Source organism: Methanobrevibacter sp. (assembly GCF_017410345.1).
GTDB lineage: Archaea > Methanobacteriota > Methanobacteria > Methanobacteriales > Methanobacteriaceae > Methanobrevibacter.
Genome location: NZ_JAFQQZ010000028.1, coordinates 29,737 through 46,210, shown reverse-complemented (window position 1 = coordinate 46,210; position 16,474 = coordinate 29,737). Strand labels below are relative to the sequence as shown.

General features: G+C 35.4%; 17 protein-coding genes. 10 read left to right on the top strand and 7 right to left on the bottom strand.

Annotation, left to right across the window (positions count from 1 at the left end; all coding sequences use genetic code 11):
* The first annotated feature begins 113 nt into the window (after positions 1-113).
* The 3 genes from IJE13_RS03690 to IJE13_RS03680 all read left to right on the top strand — a co-directional run bounded on the left by IJE13_RS03690 (position 114) and on the right by IJE13_RS03680 (position 2,434).
* The gene (locus IJE13_RS03690) at positions 114-1,169 is read left to right on the top strand and encodes a DUF1611 domain-containing protein (protein ID WP_292777225.1); all 1,056 of its coding nucleotides are present in this window, start codon (positions 114-116) and stop codon (positions 1,167-1,169) included.
* A 297-nt stretch (positions 1,170-1,466) separates the two neighbouring features.
* Entirely contained in the window at positions 1,467-1,865 is a 399-nt protein-coding gene (sepF, locus tag IJE13_RS03685) for a cell division protein SepF (RefSeq protein WP_292777222.1), read from the top strand.
* 131 nt (positions 1,866-1,996) lie between these two features.
* Complete coding sequence (locus IJE13_RS03680) at positions 1,997-2,434, top strand: C-GCAxxG-C-C family protein (RefSeq protein WP_292777220.1); 438 nt, start codon at positions 1,997-1,999, stop codon at positions 2,432-2,434.
* 52 nt (positions 2,435-2,486) lie between these two features.
* Here IJE13_RS03680 and IJE13_RS03675 read toward each other — a convergent pair whose 3' ends face one another.
* The gene (locus IJE13_RS03675) at positions 2,487-3,245 is read right to left on the bottom strand and encodes a TatD family hydrolase (RefSeq protein ID WP_292777218.1); all 759 of its coding nucleotides are present in this window, start codon (positions 3,243-3,245) and stop codon (positions 2,487-2,489) included.
* 421 nt (positions 3,246-3,666) lie between these two features.
* On the opposite strand from IJE13_RS03675, the gene IJE13_RS03670 reads away from it, so the two are divergent.
* Both IJE13_RS03670 and IJE13_RS03665 read left to right on the top strand, forming a co-directional pair.
* A complete protein-coding gene (locus IJE13_RS03670; protein WP_292777216.1) occupies positions 3,667-4,470 on the top strand; it encodes a transcriptional regulator FilR1 domain-containing protein in 804 nt (267 codons plus the stop codon).
* A gap of 55 nt (positions 4,471-4,525) precedes the next feature.
* On the top strand, positions 4,526-5,341 hold the full coding sequence (locus tag IJE13_RS03665) for a transcriptional regulator FilR1 domain-containing protein (protein WP_292777214.1): 816 nt from the start codon (positions 4,526-4,528) through the stop codon (positions 5,339-5,341).
* A 76-nt stretch (positions 5,342-5,417) separates the two neighbouring features.
* On the opposite strand, the gene glyS is transcribed toward IJE13_RS03665, so the two are convergent.
* The 4 genes from glyS to tfrB all read right to left on the bottom strand — a co-directional run bounded on the left by glyS (position 5,418) and on the right by tfrB (position 10,613).
* Positions 5,418-7,130: a glycine--tRNA ligase gene (gene glyS / locus IJE13_RS03660; RefSeq protein ID WP_292777212.1), complete on the bottom strand. Its 1,713-nt coding sequence runs from the start codon at positions 7,128-7,130 to the stop codon at positions 5,418-5,420.
* A 78-nt stretch (positions 7,131-7,208) separates the two neighbouring features.
* Positions 7,209-8,096 (bottom strand): 4Fe-4S binding protein, encoded by an 888-nt coding sequence (locus IJE13_RS03655; protein ID WP_292777210.1) that lies wholly within the window; start codon positions 8,094-8,096, stop codon positions 7,209-7,211.
* A gap of 146 nt (positions 8,097-8,242) precedes the next feature.
* Positions 8,243-8,980: a TrmJ/YjtD family RNA methyltransferase gene (locus IJE13_RS03650; RefSeq protein WP_292777343.1), complete on the bottom strand. Its 738-nt coding sequence runs from the start codon at positions 8,978-8,980 to the stop codon at positions 8,243-8,245.
* Positions 8,981-9,101: 121 nt separating this feature from the next.
* A complete protein-coding gene (gene tfrB / locus IJE13_RS03645) occupies positions 9,102-10,613 on the bottom strand; it encodes a fumarate reductase (CoM/CoB) subunit TfrB (RefSeq protein WP_292777207.1) in 1,512 nt (503 codons plus the stop codon).
* A gap of 421 nt (positions 10,614-11,034) precedes the next feature.
* Between tfrB and iorA the strand changes: the two genes are divergently transcribed.
* A complete protein-coding gene (gene iorA / locus IJE13_RS03640) occupies positions 11,035-13,026 on the top strand; it encodes an indolepyruvate ferredoxin oxidoreductase subunit alpha (RefSeq protein WP_292777205.1) in 1,992 nt (663 codons plus the stop codon).
* A 1-nt stretch (position 13,027) separates the two neighbouring features.
* Positions 13,028-13,639: an indolepyruvate oxidoreductase subunit beta gene (locus IJE13_RS03635; RefSeq protein ID WP_292777202.1), complete on the top strand. Its 612-nt coding sequence runs from the start codon at positions 13,028-13,030 to the stop codon at positions 13,637-13,639.
* 57 nt (positions 13,640-13,696) lie between these two features.
* Here the strand turns inward: IJE13_RS03635 and IJE13_RS03630 are convergent, their stop codons facing one another.
* Positions 13,697-14,269 (bottom strand): zinc ribbon domain-containing protein, encoded by a 573-nt coding sequence (locus IJE13_RS03630; protein ID WP_292777200.1) that lies wholly within the window; start codon positions 14,267-14,269, stop codon positions 13,697-13,699.
* 331 nt (positions 14,270-14,600) lie between these two features.
* Between IJE13_RS03630 and IJE13_RS03625 the strand changes: the two genes are divergently transcribed.
* The 3 genes from IJE13_RS03625 to IJE13_RS03615 all read left to right on the top strand — a co-directional run bounded on the left by IJE13_RS03625 (position 14,601) and on the right by IJE13_RS03615 (position 15,880).
* Positions 14,601-14,876, top strand: a complete 276-nt coding sequence (locus IJE13_RS03625) for a 2TM domain-containing protein (protein WP_292777198.1) — start codon at positions 14,601-14,603, stop codon at positions 14,874-14,876.
* Between the two features lie 83 nt (positions 14,877-14,959).
* Positions 14,960-15,424 (top strand): LytTR family DNA-binding domain-containing protein, encoded by a 465-nt coding sequence (locus IJE13_RS03620; RefSeq protein WP_292777195.1) that lies wholly within the window; start codon positions 14,960-14,962, stop codon positions 15,422-15,424.
* Positions 15,425-15,448: 24 nt separating this feature from the next.
* The gene (locus IJE13_RS03615) at positions 15,449-15,880 is read left to right on the top strand and encodes a DUF3021 domain-containing protein (RefSeq protein WP_292777193.1); all 432 of its coding nucleotides are present in this window, start codon (positions 15,449-15,451) and stop codon (positions 15,878-15,880) included.
* A gap of 125 nt (positions 15,881-16,005) precedes the next feature.
* Here the strand turns inward: IJE13_RS03615 and IJE13_RS03610 are convergent, their stop codons facing one another.
* A complete protein-coding gene (locus tag IJE13_RS03610; protein ID WP_292777191.1) occupies positions 16,006-16,470 on the bottom strand; it encodes a DUF2124 family protein in 465 nt (154 codons plus the stop codon).
* Positions 16,471-16,474 lie beyond the last annotated feature (4 nt).

The window sequence follows — 16,474 nt, the reverse complement described above, 5'->3', positions numbered from 1 at the left end:
ATTTATTGCATTAGTATTTAATATATGTTTTCTGAAAAGATTCAATATTTGAATAATTTATCATTAACTATATTTTTATCAAAATTACACAATTTTTTAAGAGGAGTGATTACTTGTATTCTATAAATTCTGTTGAAGATCTTCAAGAATTGAATCCTTATATTATTGTTGGATGTGGAGGTGGAGGAGAAAAATTCTCTAACCTTGAAGGGATTGAAACAGTAGGATTCCTTGATGATAACCCTGCAAAACAAGGAAAACCTTTCTGTGGTCTTGAAGTGGCATCAAACCTATCAGATTTATTTGAATCTACTGAAGCAAAAACTGTAGCCATCATGTTACCAATCGGCGCTGAAGGAACTGCACTCAAATATGCGGTTCAGGCATTGGCAAACGGCAAGAACGCAGTTGTTTCATTTAGATCTTTATCTTTATCTGAAAATGAATCTTTATTGAAATTGGCAAAGCAAAATGATGTTTGCATCAAAGAGATTAGTCCAAGATTGGATGTTGTCCGCAAGATTTGCGGTGTGGCACCTGAAAAATGCTGTGAAGTATTGCCTAAGATTTCATATGAGCCAAAGGCATCTGTTGTCTTTGTAGGAGGTACTTCCCAGGAGTGCGGTAAAAGGACCACCACCAAATCATTGGGAATCGAAGCAATGAAAAGAGGCTTGAAGGCTTCCATCATTTCAACTGATGAAATGGGATTGGAACAGCCTACTGCATTCAATTTCAGAGCAGGAAGCCTATCTGCAATGGACATTCCTTCAGCTATCTTAAGTTCAATCAAATATGTTGAGGAAAATGACCAGCCGGATATCATCTTCATTGAAGGACAATCAAGCTTGACTGAAGATGGAAACCCTCACCCAAGAGGATTGTCTGCATGCATATTAATCGGTGCAGATCCTGATGCAGTCATTGTAGGTCACAGGCCAAACCACCCATACCGTGAACCTAGAGGCATTGACTATGAGGTAAAGGCCATTGAAGCTGTTGTGCCTACCACTAAGGTTGTTGGATTGTCAATCAACATGAGAAATGCTGATGAGGATATGACTTTAGAAAGCTTTGAAGAGAAATACGGCTTGCCTGCAGCAGACATGTATGCTGGTGGAGCAGGCAAATTGTTAGATGCAATTTTGGAATATTTAGATAAAAATTAATTGATTTTTATTTAATTATTTTTTCTTTTTTTATTTTTTTTAATATAATTTTTAATATAATTTTTTAATTATTTTTAAATTCTATTTTTGATTTAATTTTTTATTTTTCATCAAAAAAATAATAAGTTTTATATCTATAAAAAAATATATACTTTAATGTAACAAAAGTTTAATCCATTAAACTTTTAAATTAATAAGCAAATTTTTTATAAAATTATATGAAATTTTTAGAATTTTTTTAAATTTATTTAAAATTAATAATCAATTTTATTCATTAAATTTAAGGGAAGAGTCAAAATGAGTTTTACTGATAATTTAAAGAAAAGCCTTGGTTTTGAAGAAGATGACTTTGGCAGTGCATATGGTATAGGCGATTTTGGAGAAGAAGAATTTTTCGAAGATGAATTCACTTCCATTTCTCCGGAACAAACCTTTTATGAGATCATTTTAATTAGACCAAAATCAGTTGATGATATGGATTATATTTTCGACCAAATCGTTGAAGAGAACAATCCTGTGATTCTTGATTTAAAATTCCTTGAAAAGCAAAGTGAAAAGGACTTTAAGCAAGCAGGAGAAATCATAAAGCTTTTAAGACACCAATATGGTGCAGAAGCAATCTTGCTTTCACAAGCTGAAGACAAGAACTTGATCATTGTAACTCCATCAAGAGTCAAATTGGTTAGAAAAGATTAATTAGAACTCATATTGTTCCTATTCTCTTTTCTTTTTCTATTTTTTTATTTTTTTTTAAGATTATAATTTCTTTTCTATTTTTAAATTATTTCATTGCTTTTTGTTCAATATTTTATTTCTGAGGATTAATTATGAATCATGTGGAAAAATCATTGGAATTGTTTGAATCTAAATTTAATTGTGCACAGGCTGTTTTTGCAAGCTTCTCTAAAGAATTGGGGCTTGATGAAAAACAAGCTCTTAAAATCGGAGGATGCTTTGGCAGTGGCATGCGTAAGGGTGAAGTATGTGGAGCCTGCACTGGTGCTTTAATGGTTTTAGGCCTAAAATATGGTCAAAGTGAAGTTGGAGACATTGACAGCAAGCTCAAATCTGATGATGTATGCGTTAAATTTCTGGAGGAATTTGAAGCAAAAAACGGTTCTTATATCTGCAATGAATTGTTAGGATGTGACATAAGGACTGAAGAAGGAGTTGAATATGCTCTGGAAAATAATCTCTTCACTGAGTTCTGTCCTAAGATGGTGGAATCCGCTACTCTAATCACAGAAGAATTAATTAAGGAATAATTTTTCATTATTCCCTATAAAAAAAGAATTTTTTAATTATTGATTAATACTTTTAAATATTGAAGAACTCTTTGGCATTTTCAAATGCCACTTTGTTTATCTCTTTTTCATCGTATCCTAATCTTTTCAATGTTCTGACTGTTTTAGGAACGGATAATGGATCAGATGGCTTGTTGCTGATGTCACTGTTCAATAGGAATTTGTCAAATCCATATTTGTCCAATATTTCAACTGCCTCTTCAACTTCCATCTTTTGAGGCTGCACGGTCAAGCCGATGGTGAAATCCTCATCAATGATCTCTTCAATGGTGTTAAGGTTTATATGATCAATGACCACAAGCTTAGGATTGATATTCTCGAGTACAATCTCTTTTATGTCTTTCAATACTTCCAGTTTGTTTTTTCTTGGGGTATGGATAATCACTTTTGATTGTGTTTTTTCAGCCAATTCCAATTGCTTTTTGAAGACTTTCTTTTCAATCTCTGTATTTTCATCCAATCCTATTTCTCCAATGGCTATTATGTCTTTGTTTTCTATCCATTTCTCCAATTCATTGAATATGATTTCATTGTTCTCTAAGGCATTGGCAGGATGAATTCCCAATGCAACCTTCAAGTCAAGGCCATATTCCCCCGCACGTCTTGGTTCAAAGTTCAGGATTCTATTTAAATGATTTAAAAGGATTTCAGGATTGTCATTGAATTTATATGGATAAAATGAGCAGGTGATAGCGGTATCTATCCCACTGATGAACATTTTTTCAAAGTCTTCACTGCTTCTTGAATCTGCATGCATGTGTGTATCGATCATATTCTCACATTCTTTTTGATTTTATCTTTTGCTTTTTATTGGAATTTTCTAATCATAATGTCTTTTTTATAGTCAGTAAGAAATTGGTTTCTAATTATTATTTGATTTCTTTTATCTATTATTTTTTTCTAAAATTCCCTTAAATCGGGTTTTTTCATAAAAATTTAACAGTTTGACATCAATATTGATGTCATCTCGTAATTGTCTTTCCCATTTTTCTTGCATGTTTATATAGGGGTTTACTAAAATAACTAATTAAGTTAACTATTTGTTAAACAGAAAAATTTTTGATTAGATCCTTAACCTTCTAAAAGGGTTATTGATTTGAGGGGTTTAATTTTTGTTTTATGATGATCTTTGAGTGGTGCGTCTGTATAGTTTTTTGAGGGGATTCTGATTTGATACTATGTATGGTGGTTATATGTATTATTTCTCAATAGTTGGAGATGAATTGAAATTTTTAAATAATTCTGATATTAGAATAAAAGTCTTGGTGGATTTGTTGAATGGGCCTTTGAAAATAAAGGATATAAATAGGAAGTCTCTATTGAGCTATAGCTCAATCTCAAGCAATGTTCATAAATTATGCGAGGAGGGCTATGTTGAAAAGATTCATAACAGCTTTCGGCTGACAAATCTTGGATTGATTTATATCACTATCCTGATTGACTTTCGTGATGTCATTTCAACAATAACAAATAATGCCGATTTTTGGCTGGACCACGACATCAGCTCATTGTCCATAGAGGATTTGAACAGATTGTCATCCTTGGAAGGCTCCGAATTGATCAGATGCAATTCAATGGATATCTACAGGACCCATAAGGAGTTCAAAAGATTATATAAGAATTCCAAGCACTTGAAAGTCATATTCCCCTATTTGCATCCGGAATATCCTAAATTAATCAGGAGATTGATTCTAAAGGGGATTAAAGTCGACTTGATCGTTTCAAGGGACATATTGGAGAGCTTCATAAGGGACATTGGGAAGGATGTCGTTAAAAAAGGAATTTATGAAGGGAATTTTTCAATGAAATACCTGGATGAGGATATCAAGATTGCCCTTGCGATTTCCAATGAGTTTGTTACAGTTGGATTGTTCAAGTTGGATGGCACTTATGACCAGAACAGACTCTTGCTGTCCGATAAGAAAAAAGCTATTGTTTGGGGATTGGCTATTTTTGATTCCTATGGCGAAAATGCATCATCCTTAGTTTTGGACTGATTTCATTTTCAATGAAAGGTTTTTTATTATTTGAATGATTTTTTAAGGTGGTTTGATGTTTAATGAAGAAGATTCAGTAGATAAGTATGATGATTTCATAACCGTTCGATTCTTATTGGCTTCAAAAATGAGGCCTTTATTGCTGTTGTTGCTATCCGAATCCGATTATGATTTGAATGGACTTAGAGAGGAATTGGATAAGCCTTCCGCTTCAATTCTACATGGATTGAAGGAACTGGAACATATCAATTTGATAAATAAGAATTTTAAGAAATATTCCCTCTCATCTAAAGGGGTCTTATGTTCCGCAAGCTTGAAGAAACTTTTTAAGGATTTGTATATCTTTCAAATCAATAGGGATTTCTGGCTGAACCATTCCATAGAATCGATTCCTAGTGATTCCTTTAGAAATGCCTATTTGCTGAAGGATTCTGTTTATGTCGAGTCCGATGAACATAATCTTTCAAAATCCTTCACCAAGTATCTGGAATTGTTAAGCGGTTGCGGCAATATGGAGATAATCCTCCCCATATTCTTGGAGGAGCATCTGGAGATAATCATTGAAAATCTGGAAAATGGAGATGACCTGCTTTTGATTACAAATGATGATGTATTGTCCTCCCTAAAGAAATCTAGATATTATGCAGATCTGCTTGATTTTTCAAGAAAAGGCCAAGTGGTCATCAGAAAGGTGGATTATGACTTAAGGATATTCCTAACGATCTGTGAGGATTTCATGTCTTTAAGTCTGTTTTTTAAAGATGGGCTTTTTGACAATTCATGTTTCATTCTCAATGAATATGATGATGGAATAGAATGGGCTAAGATTCTCTTTAAGAAGTTTTATGAAAAGTCAATCAGGGTGCTTTAATGTATGAAATCGTATGGTTTAAAAAAAGAATTTTGGCGGTTTATTAAAATTATTTATTTTTAAAAAGAAAAAAAGTTTATTGAAGTTTTGCTTCAATAACTTCTTTTAAATCTTCTATTTTTACTCTTTCCTGTTCTTCAGTGTCTCTATCCCTTATGGTTACAGTATTGTCCTCTTTTGTATCGAAGTCTACTGTAATTGCTATTGGAACACCCACTTCATCTGCACGAGCATATCTTTTTCCGATTGTTCCTGAAGTGTCATTGTCTACAGTGAATCCTGCTTCACGCAATTTGTGGGTGATGTCTATAGCTATTTCATCGAGACCTTCCTTGTTCATCAATGGGAAGACACTCACTTGAATCGGTGCGATTTCCTTTGCAAACTTGAAGTATTCCTTGTCAAAGCCATCCTCTTCGGTTTTGAATGAATGCAACAATGTACAGTAAAGGATACGGTCGATACCGAATGAAGGCTCAATGACATGAGGAATGATTCTTTCACCTTTCACTTCCTCTTCGATGTCTTCAAACAACAGGTGTTCCGGAAGTATTTCAAAGGTATTGTCAAGTTCAAGGATGAATTTTCCTTCACTTTCCATTGTTTCCTTAAGTGCAATCACCTCATCGTCACTAAGGTTTTCGATATAGGTCTTGATCTTTGGAGAATCCCCTTTGAATGCAGGTCCGAACAGTTTTAAGTTAGGTTTTGCAATGGTCTTTGATACAAGCTTAGGCTCATCGTATTCCATGTAAATGCTTAATTCCTCATTGCTGAATTGGCTGTGTGCGCTTAAGTCGTAATCTCCCCTGTCTGCAATACCGATGATTTCCACCCAACCGTATTGGTCGGTAAGGCATTCGACGTCCCAGCAGTCAAGGGCATAGTGAGCCATTTCTCCAGGCAAATGCTGTCTGAATCTGAGGACTTCATCTGGAATTCCCAATTCCTTTAGGAATTTTCTTGCAAGATACAATTGATAGATTAAGGTTTCTGAAGATACGACACCTTGGTCCAAGGCTTCCTGTGCTGTAATCTCCAATGTTTCCTTATCATTCATCTGAACGTCTTGAGAGGATAAGTATAATATCTCATCAGCTATTTGGCTGAATTTAGGATGGGTCTTGTCCTTAGGGTCCAGGAATATTTCCGCTTCAGCTTGGGTGAATTCCCTAAGACGAATGACTCCCTGTCTTGGTGAGATCTCATTTCTGTATGCCTTTCCCAATTGAACTGCACCGAATGGAAGCTTGTTCTTAAAGAATCTTGATAAACGCTTGAATAAAATGAAAATTCCTTGAGCGGTTTCAGGCCTCATATAACCTACTTTATCCCCTTTCGCTCCGATTTCAGTCTTGAACATCAAATTGTAATTCCAGATATTTGCCAAATCTCCACCACAGCTTGGACATTTGATTTTGTTTTCCTTTACAATCTCATCCATTTCGCTGTTTTCAAGGCTTTCAACATCTTCGCCGATTGCCTCTTCAATGATGTGGTCTGCTCTGAATACTTCTCCACAGGCAAGACATCTGGTCATTGGATCTGTAAAGTTGTCAACGTGTCCAGAAGCTTTCAACACTTCCTTAGGCATTACGGTAGGTCCTTCAATTTCATGGAAACCTTCTCCCGCAATGTACTGCTTTCTCCACTTTTGCATGATGTTGTTTTTCAGGCTTGCTCCAAGTGGTCCATAATCGGTAAATCCAGACACTCCTGAATAAATCTCAAAAGAGGGCCATAAGAAACCTCTCTTACGTGCTATATTAAACATTTTTTCATGATTCATTAATATTTCTCCATAAGTAAAATTAAGTGATAATCTTAAAATTTTGGATTGGCTATTTTTAATTCAAGTGATTTTCAGCTATTTCTTATAGTCAACCAATTCTCCAATCCTATTTAAAACGGAATCAACTGACTTTTGTGTGTAAGTCAATTCAATCGCATCAAATTTGCATTTTTGAACGCAATGTCCACAGCCAACGCATTTGTCCTGGTCAATAGTTATCTTTCCATCTTCAAGACTGATTGCACCACCAAAGCAGACATTGTCACCTAAACATTTCTTGCACATTCTGCAATTGTCATTTACAGGATGTACTTCAACATCATCAAGTCTTTTTACCTTATTGCTGATGTCGTCATCCAGATCCGGAAGCACTTTCCATAAGCAACAGCAAGGGCAGCAGTGACAGATTGTCAACAATTCCTCTTTAGGCCTTACATTCATCCAAACGCTATCAATTTTGTTTCTGCCGATGACATGGCTTAATCCTAATTCATCCGCTTTGTCAACATGGGCTAATGCTTCTTCAACACTTGCAGTTCTACCATATTTTGAAGCTATTTTCTTAGATGCAGGACCTATGAAGATACAGCCAAAGTCATGAGGATAATCCTTACAATTTGCTGAGCTTCTGCAAAGGCATTTGTGCATAATGACAATATCACTGGCTTCCTTGATGACTTCCTTGATGATTTCGCTTGGTACAAACTCGGAGTCATCCTTTTCAAAGCTTTGATTGATTTCAATGTTTGCAGTGATAGTTTCTTTTTTGGTATTGTGGATTGTATTCTTGTTTGGAAGGACATATACTTCATCATCTTGGAAAAGGATCCTATCAATGATTTTTTTAGCTATTTTTGATCTTCTGGTCAATCTTGAAAGGAAAAATCGTGTGTGGAAAGTGTATTTGACTAAGGTTGTAGTCACATCCTCATAATATCCTTTTCGTCTTTTTTCGTCCTTCATGTTCTAGTCTCTTTATGATTATAATTGGTTTTTATATAAGTGTTTATATTTAAACATTAAGTTTCTATATTAATTCTTTATTTATATCTATTTAAAACATTTGATAATTAGGTTAATGATGATATTCACTCTTTTTTTTAAAATATCTATTTTTCTTCTATCTTATTGTTCAAACGTCTTAAAATGCCTTTGAAGGTATGTGCTTCCCTTCCAGTAATGAATGCCCTATTGATGATATTCTTGAATACCTTAAGGCCGTTTCTCTTTTTATGGTCTGGAATGGACAATGAATCTATCAACTTTTCCATATCCTTTATCAGATATTCCTTTTCAAGTGCAGTGCTTTCCTCCAATCCTTCAACTGGAAAATTGTTCCTGTTCTTGAAGATTTCATAAAGGATTACTGCAGCTGCATGTGAAATGTTCATTATCGGATAGCTTGTGTCGGTTGGAATGCTTACTGTAATGTCGCACATTTCAATTTCTGCATTTTTCAAGCCATTTCCTTCCCTTCCAAAAAGAATGGCTATCCTGTCATTGTAATTCATCGCCTTTGCAAGCTCTTCAGGTTTCAATGGAATTCTTGAAAGATTGTAGCTTCCTCCAGGAGCCCCTGTGGAACCTACGATGAAATCAATCTTTTGGTCTTTTGCAAATTCCTCAACAGTATCATAAATCAATGCATTTTCAACGGTTTCCCTTGCATGCATGGCCTGGTAATAGGCTTCATCCTTAAGGGTGCATGGGTTGATCAGAACCAGCTTATGCAGTCCGAAGTTTCCCATTGTTCTCGCTAAAAATCCAACATTTCCAGGAGATTCGCATTCCACAAAGACTACATAGATATTTTCCTTAAGGCGAATGGTCTCTTCATCCTCAACCATTTCCTTGGCCTTGCCTCTGGATATGTCCTCTTGTCTTTTGTCTTTGTATTTCATGCTATCTCTTGGAAATTAGTCTATTAATATATTTTATCATCTAAGCAATGAAAAATAAATATCATATTCATTCATCATAAGCCATTTTAAGCAATTGAATAAGATTCATAATTTTAACATTCTCCAAACCGATTGCATTCAAACCGTCTTGAATGTTGATTTGACAGAATGGGCATATTGTGGTTACATAATCTGCACCGGTAACTCTAACCATTTCCGCTTTGTCCTTTGCAAGCTCCAAAGCAATCTCAGGCTTCCCTGACTTGATTCCTCCACCTGCACCGCAGCATTGGCAAGGAAGCTCAAGCTCTTCGAATTCAACTCCAGGAATCATTTCAATGATTTCCCTTGGCTGGTCCTTAATGCCTTGGCCTCTTGACAGGTGACAAGGGTCATGCCAGGTGACTTTGACATCAAGCTCTTTCATCTTGCTTGCATCAAGCTTATCCACAAGGAATTCACTGATATCCTGCACATTAAGCTTTGAACCGTATTTCGGATGGTCATTTTTTAAGGTAGCTCCACATCCTGCACAGATGGTGATTACCTTGTCATAATCCTTGAAGATTTCCTTGTTCTTGTCAACAAGATCTTGAACAACATCGACCTGACCGGTTCTTAGAAGCGGAGATCCGCAGCATACCTGTCCTTCCGGAATGTCTATTTCAATATTGTTTGCCTTTAGGACATCAAGAAGGGCATATCCCACTTCCTGGGCTCTGTAATCCACCATACAGCCTGTGAACAATGCAACCTTTTCCTTATTCTCATCCTCATCGATGTAGTATTTGCCTTCCTCTTCCCACTTTTTATGAACGGTTTCAATGAATGGCTCTTCTGGCTTGCTGACACTTCTTCCGCTTGCAACCACATTGTCCTTGAATACCTTATGGGCATCAAGTGGTCCGAGGTCTCTCGCATAAGCCATAGCCCTAAGCTTTTCTATTGCATCTCCAAAGCTGTTGATGTTTTTTGGACAGATTGAACCGCATTTTCCGCAGCTTGTACATGCATACATTCCGCTGTCAAGGGCTTCGATTATCCTGTCATATTCATCTCTTGGATCGAAGTCGAATTTGGAGATGTATCTTAAGTAATAAGGTCCGAGGAAGTCTTCCTTAAAGTGCTTTACAACAGGACATGTTGAAAGGCAGGTATAGCATTCAATGCAGCTTCTGACCTTTTTGGTATCCTTGATATCCTCAGGCTTAAGCTTGTCATGGGAATGCTTGCTGTCACAGTCAAGGCTTAATTGCAATTGCTTTATCTTAGCGTCTGCTGAGCTTCTATCAACAACCAAGTCCTTGATGACCGGGAAATCAAGAGGCTCTATCAATACTCCATCCTTAATTTCCGCCTTACATGCAAGTGCCCCATTTTGGTTAAGCTTTACACCGCATGAACCGCATTGCCCTGCAAGACAGGAGCTTCTGAAACTTATGTCCGCATCATATTTTCTATTGATTGCTTCCAAAGCATCCAGCACTTTCATTCCAGGATATTCTTCAATTTCATAGGATTCAACATGAGGCTCTTCATCAGTCTCCTTATTGAATCTTTTCACATAAACGGTTATCATAACAATCCCTTTTAAAACTATCAAATGGTTGATTTTTCATTCTTTAAATCATTATTTTTATTATATATTCTAATATTTATTCTAAATTTTATTCTTATATAATATAACAATATATCACTTTATATATTTTTATTTATTTTATTATAAAGTTTAGTATTTTTTAATGGATTATTTATGGATTTTTTATGGAATTATGGAACTTTTTTCCAAATTAAGGAATTTTTAAACATCTGATTTCCCTTAAAAAATGCCATGTATTAAATATGTAAAGAAACTTATATTTAATTATGATAATTTTTTAAATTTTTTTAAACTTTAAAGAATTTATTAATTATTATTTATCTTTACATTAATTACAATTTTAAAAAATGGAGATTAAATAATCGTTTTAGAGAGATATTTAATCTTAAATGGTGATTTTATGGCTTATGATCAATTAGTAACTAGTGAAAAAGGAGATAAGCTTTTCCTCTTGGGTAATGAAGCTGCTGTAAGGGGAGCCATTGAGGCTGGCGTATCAGTTGCAGCAACTTATCCTGGAACTCCTTCCTCTGAAATAGGAAATATCTTATCAGTGGTTGCTAAGAATGCAGAGATGTATTTTGAATTCTCTGCAAATGAAAAGGTGGCAATGGAGGTGGCAGCCACTGCAGCTGCAAGTGGCCTCAGGTCATTCACCTTCATGAAACATGTAGGATTGAATGTGGCTGCCGATTCATTCATGACCACTGCTTACTCTGGAGTTAAGGGAGGAATGATTGTTCTTGTAGCAGACGACCCTTCATTGTTCTCTTCCCAAAATGAACAGGATACAAGAAACTACTCAAGGCTTTCTTCCATTCCAATCCTGGAACCATCCTCTCCTCAAGAGATTAAGGACATGATGGTTTACGGTTTTGACTTGTCTGAACAATTCCAGATTCCTGTCATTCTTAGAACAAGCACTCGTGTATCTCACATGAGAGGAATTGTGGAATGCGGCGAGATTGAGAAACCTAAATCCACTACCAAGGCAACAGAATCAGACAGTCATTGGCTGAAGGGATACTTTGTCAAGGACCCAAAGCAATTCGTACCTGTACCTGCCAATTCACTTTCAATGCATTCAAGGTTGGCAGAAAAGATGGAAGAATTGGAGGAAGTGGCTAATGAAAGCCCTGTCAATGAAGTTATTTCCTTTGAAAACGGCACACTTCAAGGAAAATTCGGTGTAATCTCTTCCGGAGGTGCCTTCAATTATGCTTATGATGTTGTGGCTCAGGAAAATTTGGGCATGGATATTCTTAAGATTGGAATATCCTATCCTACTCCAAAGGATCTGATACATGAATTCTGTCAAAACCTTGAGGGAGTATTCATTGTTGAGGAAGTGGATCCTGTGCTTGAAAGGGATGTCCTTGCTGTTTTAGGTGAAAACAATCTGGACTGTCCTGTTTACGGCAAGTTCGATGGAACTTTCCCAATGGTTCATGAATATAATCCTGATATCGTGAAGGAATCCATTAATAAAATAATCTCTGATTTGGTTGATGATTCAGAGTTTAAGGAGGAATACAAATCAGAAAACGGTGAGGATTTCGAAGGTGATTTGATTGAAATCATCGAACCGATGGAATGCACTGAAGGATTGAATGAGCTTGTGGAGAACATTCCAACAAGGGCTCCTACATTATGTGCAGGATGTTCACATAGGTCCGCTTACTATGCGGCAGTTAAGGCTTATCAGGAACTTGGCTATGCTAAAGAGGATATGATATTTGCATCTGACATCGGATGCTATACCTTAGGAATCAGCCCACCTTATGAAACCGCTGACTATTTGCTTGCAATGGGTTCATCTGTCGGTGACGGTTGCGGATTCTCTGTTGCAACAAACCAGCATGTAATGAGCTTCATTGGAGATTCAACATTTTTCCACAGTGGATTGTCTCCACTTGTCAATGCAGTTCACAATAAGAACAGGTTTGTCCTTACAATTTTAGACAATAGGATAACTGCAATGACCGGAGGTCAGCCAAACCCAGGAATTCCAGTTGATGGAATGGGTGATGAGGCACCTGCAATCTCAATTGAAGATATTGTGGAAGCAATTGGAGTAAAATTCCTAAAGATTGTAAATCCTCATAACATCAAAAAGACTGTAGACATTTACAAAGAGGCACTTGAATACGATGGTGTTGCTGTTGTCATTGCAAGATACCCATGCACATTAATCAAAGGGCAAAAGAAAAAGGCGCCTATGGTGATAAAGGACAATTGTGTAAAATGTCTTACTTGTGTAAAGACTCTTGCATGTCCTGCTATTTCCTATCTGAATGATAAGGTAGTTGTTGATGAATCATTATGCAAATCTTGCACTGTCTGTATACAAGTCTGTCCGAACAAAGCTATTGGAGTGAAAAAAGGTGATTAAGATGGATAATAATGAAAATAACAATTACAGCATTTACATTTCCGGTGTAGGAGGTCAGGGAATCATTAAGACATCTGTAATCATTGGAGAATCTGCAATGCTTGAAGGTTATGATGTTGTAATGAGTGAGATTCATGGTATGAGCCAAAGGGGAGGATCTGTATCAACCGAGCTTAAGATAGGCAACTTCAAATCATCTATTGTAGAGGAATCCAAAGCAGACTTGATTCTTGCTTTTGAACCTATTGAAGTCTTAAGGGGATTGAATAAGGCAAATAAAGATACTACTCTCATCTTTAATACTTTCCCTATTGTACCTTCAACTTTAACTCAAACTGGAGAAAGCTATCCTGAAATTGAAGATATCATTAAGAATCTAAAGGATAATTTTGATTCAGTTTATCCTATTGAAGGAAATGGCCTTGCTAAAGATGCAGGAAGCATTTTATCATTGAATATGGTGCTTTTAGGTGCATGTGTTGCAAATGACAGTTTCCCACTTTCTAAGGAAACAGTTGAAACTGCAATGAAACACAATTTAGCTCCTAAATTCCATGAGATGAATTTAAAAGCTATTGAAAACGGTTATAATGCTATTAAAAGTTCATTATAATCCTATTTTTTTATTTTTTATTTTAAACTTTTTTTAAAATTATTTTTTAATAATTTCTTATTTTCCATGTAATTTTATACCGCAAATCTTACAGACCTTATCATCTTCCTTAACTCTATTACCACATTGAGGACAGAATTTAGGAAGTAACGGTTCGCTTGACTTAACTTTCTGATTAAGGAAAATATCCTCTCTGATCTTTCTGTTTTGAATGAGACAGGCTCTGTCCCAATCATGTTCCATTAATGTTTTCTTTACAAAATAAGCTTCGACCATACTATCATATTTGCCGAAATGTTCCTCTCCTCTTTTCACACAGAACTTACGTTCCTTATGGTCGAAGATGATTTCCCCTTCCTGTTCCTTCTTATTGAATTTCAGTCCCTTGATCTGTCCCCTTGGACGGCTTTCAGGAAATGGGGGAAGTTCCATGTTCTCATATCTGTTAGGCAAATCGCATTCCACAAGCAGGTCGTAATCAAAATTGCAATAGAAGAGGCAATCCCTTTCATAGAGGGCATCAGATAGCTTACTAAATTCGCCATAATCCTTATTATTATATTTTATACGATATTTCTTGCCGGATTTTACTATATTCCTATAAAAATATCTTATATTATTAGTTTCCATCTTGACACCTCCCTTGAATTGATGATAAGAAAATGCTCTCTATAAAGTTAATTTTTTATAGATTTCTTTAAAAAATAGGGTAAATATTATTTTGTATTATGTATTATATTAAATTTTTTAAATCATTTTTTTAAAATTGATTTTCTTAATTTTTCTTCCATATTTTCAGTATTGGTTTTTTGCATTTCAGCACTATGTTTTTGCATCTTGTTAATTTGGATAAGTATTCATTTATATAAGGATAAACTAAGTAATATTATCTAAAAACAAATGGAATTTCATTAATCATTTTAGAGAAAAGAAATTATAAAAAAATTTGTAGTGTGATTAAATGTCAGAAAGTGAATTATACAACAGAGCAGAAAAAAGAGTAGATGAAAAAATGGGCTTTTATCGCCATTTATACAGTTATGTTGCTGTCAACATAATTCTTATTATCATAAATGTATTGTTTTCCCGTGGTGAATGGTGGTTTTACTGGGTGAGCTTCTTCTGGGGAATCGGTTTGGTATCCCATTATCTCAAAACCTTCGTTTTCTTTGAGAAATTCGATGAGAAATACAGAGATCAAATGATTGAAAAGGAAATGGAAAAGATGAGAAAATAATCATTGATTTTAAAAATATTTATGTTCTTAAAAAACAATAATTAAGATTGATTATTAATTTATAAAAATTATTTGGTTATCTTATGAAAGTGCAATTATTTGTTTCAAAGGATCTTGAGGAACCTTATGCTGAGATATACACAGATGTATTGACAGACAATATTCAAAAGGCTATGGTTCTTCTGGAAAGTGAAACTCAAGAGGATGAGGAAGGAATCGGTGACAATTCAATATTGGCTGTTAAGAAAGGGCAGGATATTGTCCTTTTGGATTTTGAAGACATCTTCATGATTAGAGTGGAAGACAAGCAGACAAAGGTCTATACAGAGGATAGGGATTATTTGATAAAGAAACCTCTCTATCAGATTGAAGAGAATCTGGACTCTAATTTCGTAAGGGTCTCAAAGACCACAATTGTCAATTTGAGAAAGATAAAGAGAGTGGCTCCTTCTTTAAAGGGAATGATGTTCATTGAACTTAAGAACGGTTTGAAGGATAATATTTCAAGAAAATATCTATCAGATTTTAAAAGTGCTTTAGATTTATAATTTTATTAATGTAAAGGTGGTTATATGAAAATCGATTTAATAGAAAGATTAGGATTAGGGGCATTTGTAGGATGCTTTGTTGTAATGCTAGTAATGGTTTTGGGATCATATGCCATAGGGCCTGCCAATGTCTCATTCAGTGGTGGAGAAATTATAAATGCCTTCTTCGGATCCATTGTAATCGGATGGGCATTCAGCTTAAGTGGATTGATCTATGAAAAAGAGGAAGTTCCATTTCCACTTCAAGTCATTTTCCAAATGGTAATAGGTATGGGTGTATTGTTCGCTATGGCAATCTACTTGAAATGGATGCCTATTAGCTTAGGAATCGGTCCGATCATTACTTGGATTGCAATAGCATGTATCTTTGCCGCAGTGTTCTGGCTAGGATTTTTCATTTATTACTCTCTTCAAGCAAGAGATATAAATAAAAAATTGGAATTATCTAATGAATAGACAAGCTTTTTGAGGCTTTGCCTCAAAAACCTTGACCAAAACTTTTTCATGGCTTAAGAGTTTTTAACTCTTAACATTTTTTACTTTTTTTTAAATTTTACTTATTTTCTTATTTTAAACTATTCTTATTTTTTGGTAACTCCAGTCAATGTTCCATCTACAATGCAGTCGAAGTCAACCTTATCCAACCATCCTGCTTTGGTGAACATATCCATGTAGCCTACACCGATTATCTTGCCATCTTCCTTTAGGATTTCATTGATTGTCTCATTCAATTCATCAACATCCGTATTGGCCTTAGGCATGGTAAGTCCTCCTAACAGTACAACAGCATCAGATTCATGAGGGTCGGACACCTCATCGTTAAGCTGCATGCCGTATGGCTTGAATTCGAATTTGTGACAGGTTTCAATCTTTGTTGAAGAGATGAAATGAACTTCCTTATCCCTTATTGCATATGAGAACAATGCTGCAAATGGTGTACAGACACCAGGTGTGCCTAAGAATGTAACCTTTTCCACATCTCCGACCGCTTCCTTGAATGCTACAATGTTTCCGTTTAATCCTTTGAATTCACTGATTGTTTCCATGATT

Coding starts and splice junctions, on each gene's coding strand:
- IJE13_RS03610 (WP_292777191.1), bottom strand. CDS start 16,470: ATGGAAACAATCAGTGAATTCAAAGGATTAAACGGAAACATTGTAGCA.
- IJE13_RS03675 (WP_292777218.1), bottom strand. CDS start 3,245: ATGATCGATACACACATGCATGCAGATTCAAGAAGCAGTGAAGACTTT.
- IJE13_RS03670 (WP_292777216.1), top strand. CDS start 3,667: ATGTATTATTTCTCAATAGTTGGAGATGAATTGAAATTTTTAAATAAT.
- tfrB (WP_292777207.1), bottom strand. CDS start 10,613: ATGATAACCGTTTATGTGAAAAGATTCAATAAGGAGACTGATGAAGAG.
- iorA (WP_292777205.1), top strand. CDS start 11,035: ATGGCTTATGATCAATTAGTAACTAGTGAAAAAGGAGATAAGCTTTTC.
- IJE13_RS03635 (WP_292777202.1), top strand. CDS start 13,028: ATGGATAATAATGAAAATAACAATTACAGCATTTACATTTCCGGTGTA.
- IJE13_RS03620 (WP_292777195.1), top strand. CDS start 14,960: ATGAAAGTGCAATTATTTGTTTCAAAGGATCTTGAGGAACCTTATGCT.
- IJE13_RS03680 (WP_292777220.1), top strand. CDS start 1,997: ATGAATCATGTGGAAAAATCATTGGAATTGTTTGAATCTAAATTTAAT.
- IJE13_RS03630 (WP_292777200.1), bottom strand. CDS start 14,269: ATGGAAACTAATAATATAAGATATTTTTATAGGAATATAGTAAAATCC.
- IJE13_RS03665 (WP_292777214.1), top strand. CDS start 4,526: ATGTTTAATGAAGAAGATTCAGTAGATAAGTATGATGATTTCATAACC.
- IJE13_RS03625 (WP_292777198.1), top strand. CDS start 14,601: ATGTCAGAAAGTGAATTATACAACAGAGCAGAAAAAAGAGTAGATGAA.
- sepF (WP_292777222.1), top strand. CDS start 1,467: ATGAGTTTTACTGATAATTTAAAGAAAAGCCTTGGTTTTGAAGAAGAT.
- IJE13_RS03655 (WP_292777210.1), bottom strand. CDS start 8,096: ATGAAGGACGAAAAAAGACGAAAAGGATATTATGAGGATGTGACTACA.
- glyS (WP_292777212.1), bottom strand. CDS start 7,130: ATGAATCATGAAAAAATGTTTAATATAGCACGTAAGAGAGGTTTCTTA.
- IJE13_RS03650 (WP_292777343.1), bottom strand. CDS start 8,980: ATGGTTGAGGATGAAGAGACCATTCGCCTTAAGGAAAATATCTATGTA.
- IJE13_RS03615 (WP_292777193.1), top strand. CDS start 15,449: ATGAAAATCGATTTAATAGAAAGATTAGGATTAGGGGCATTTGTAGGA.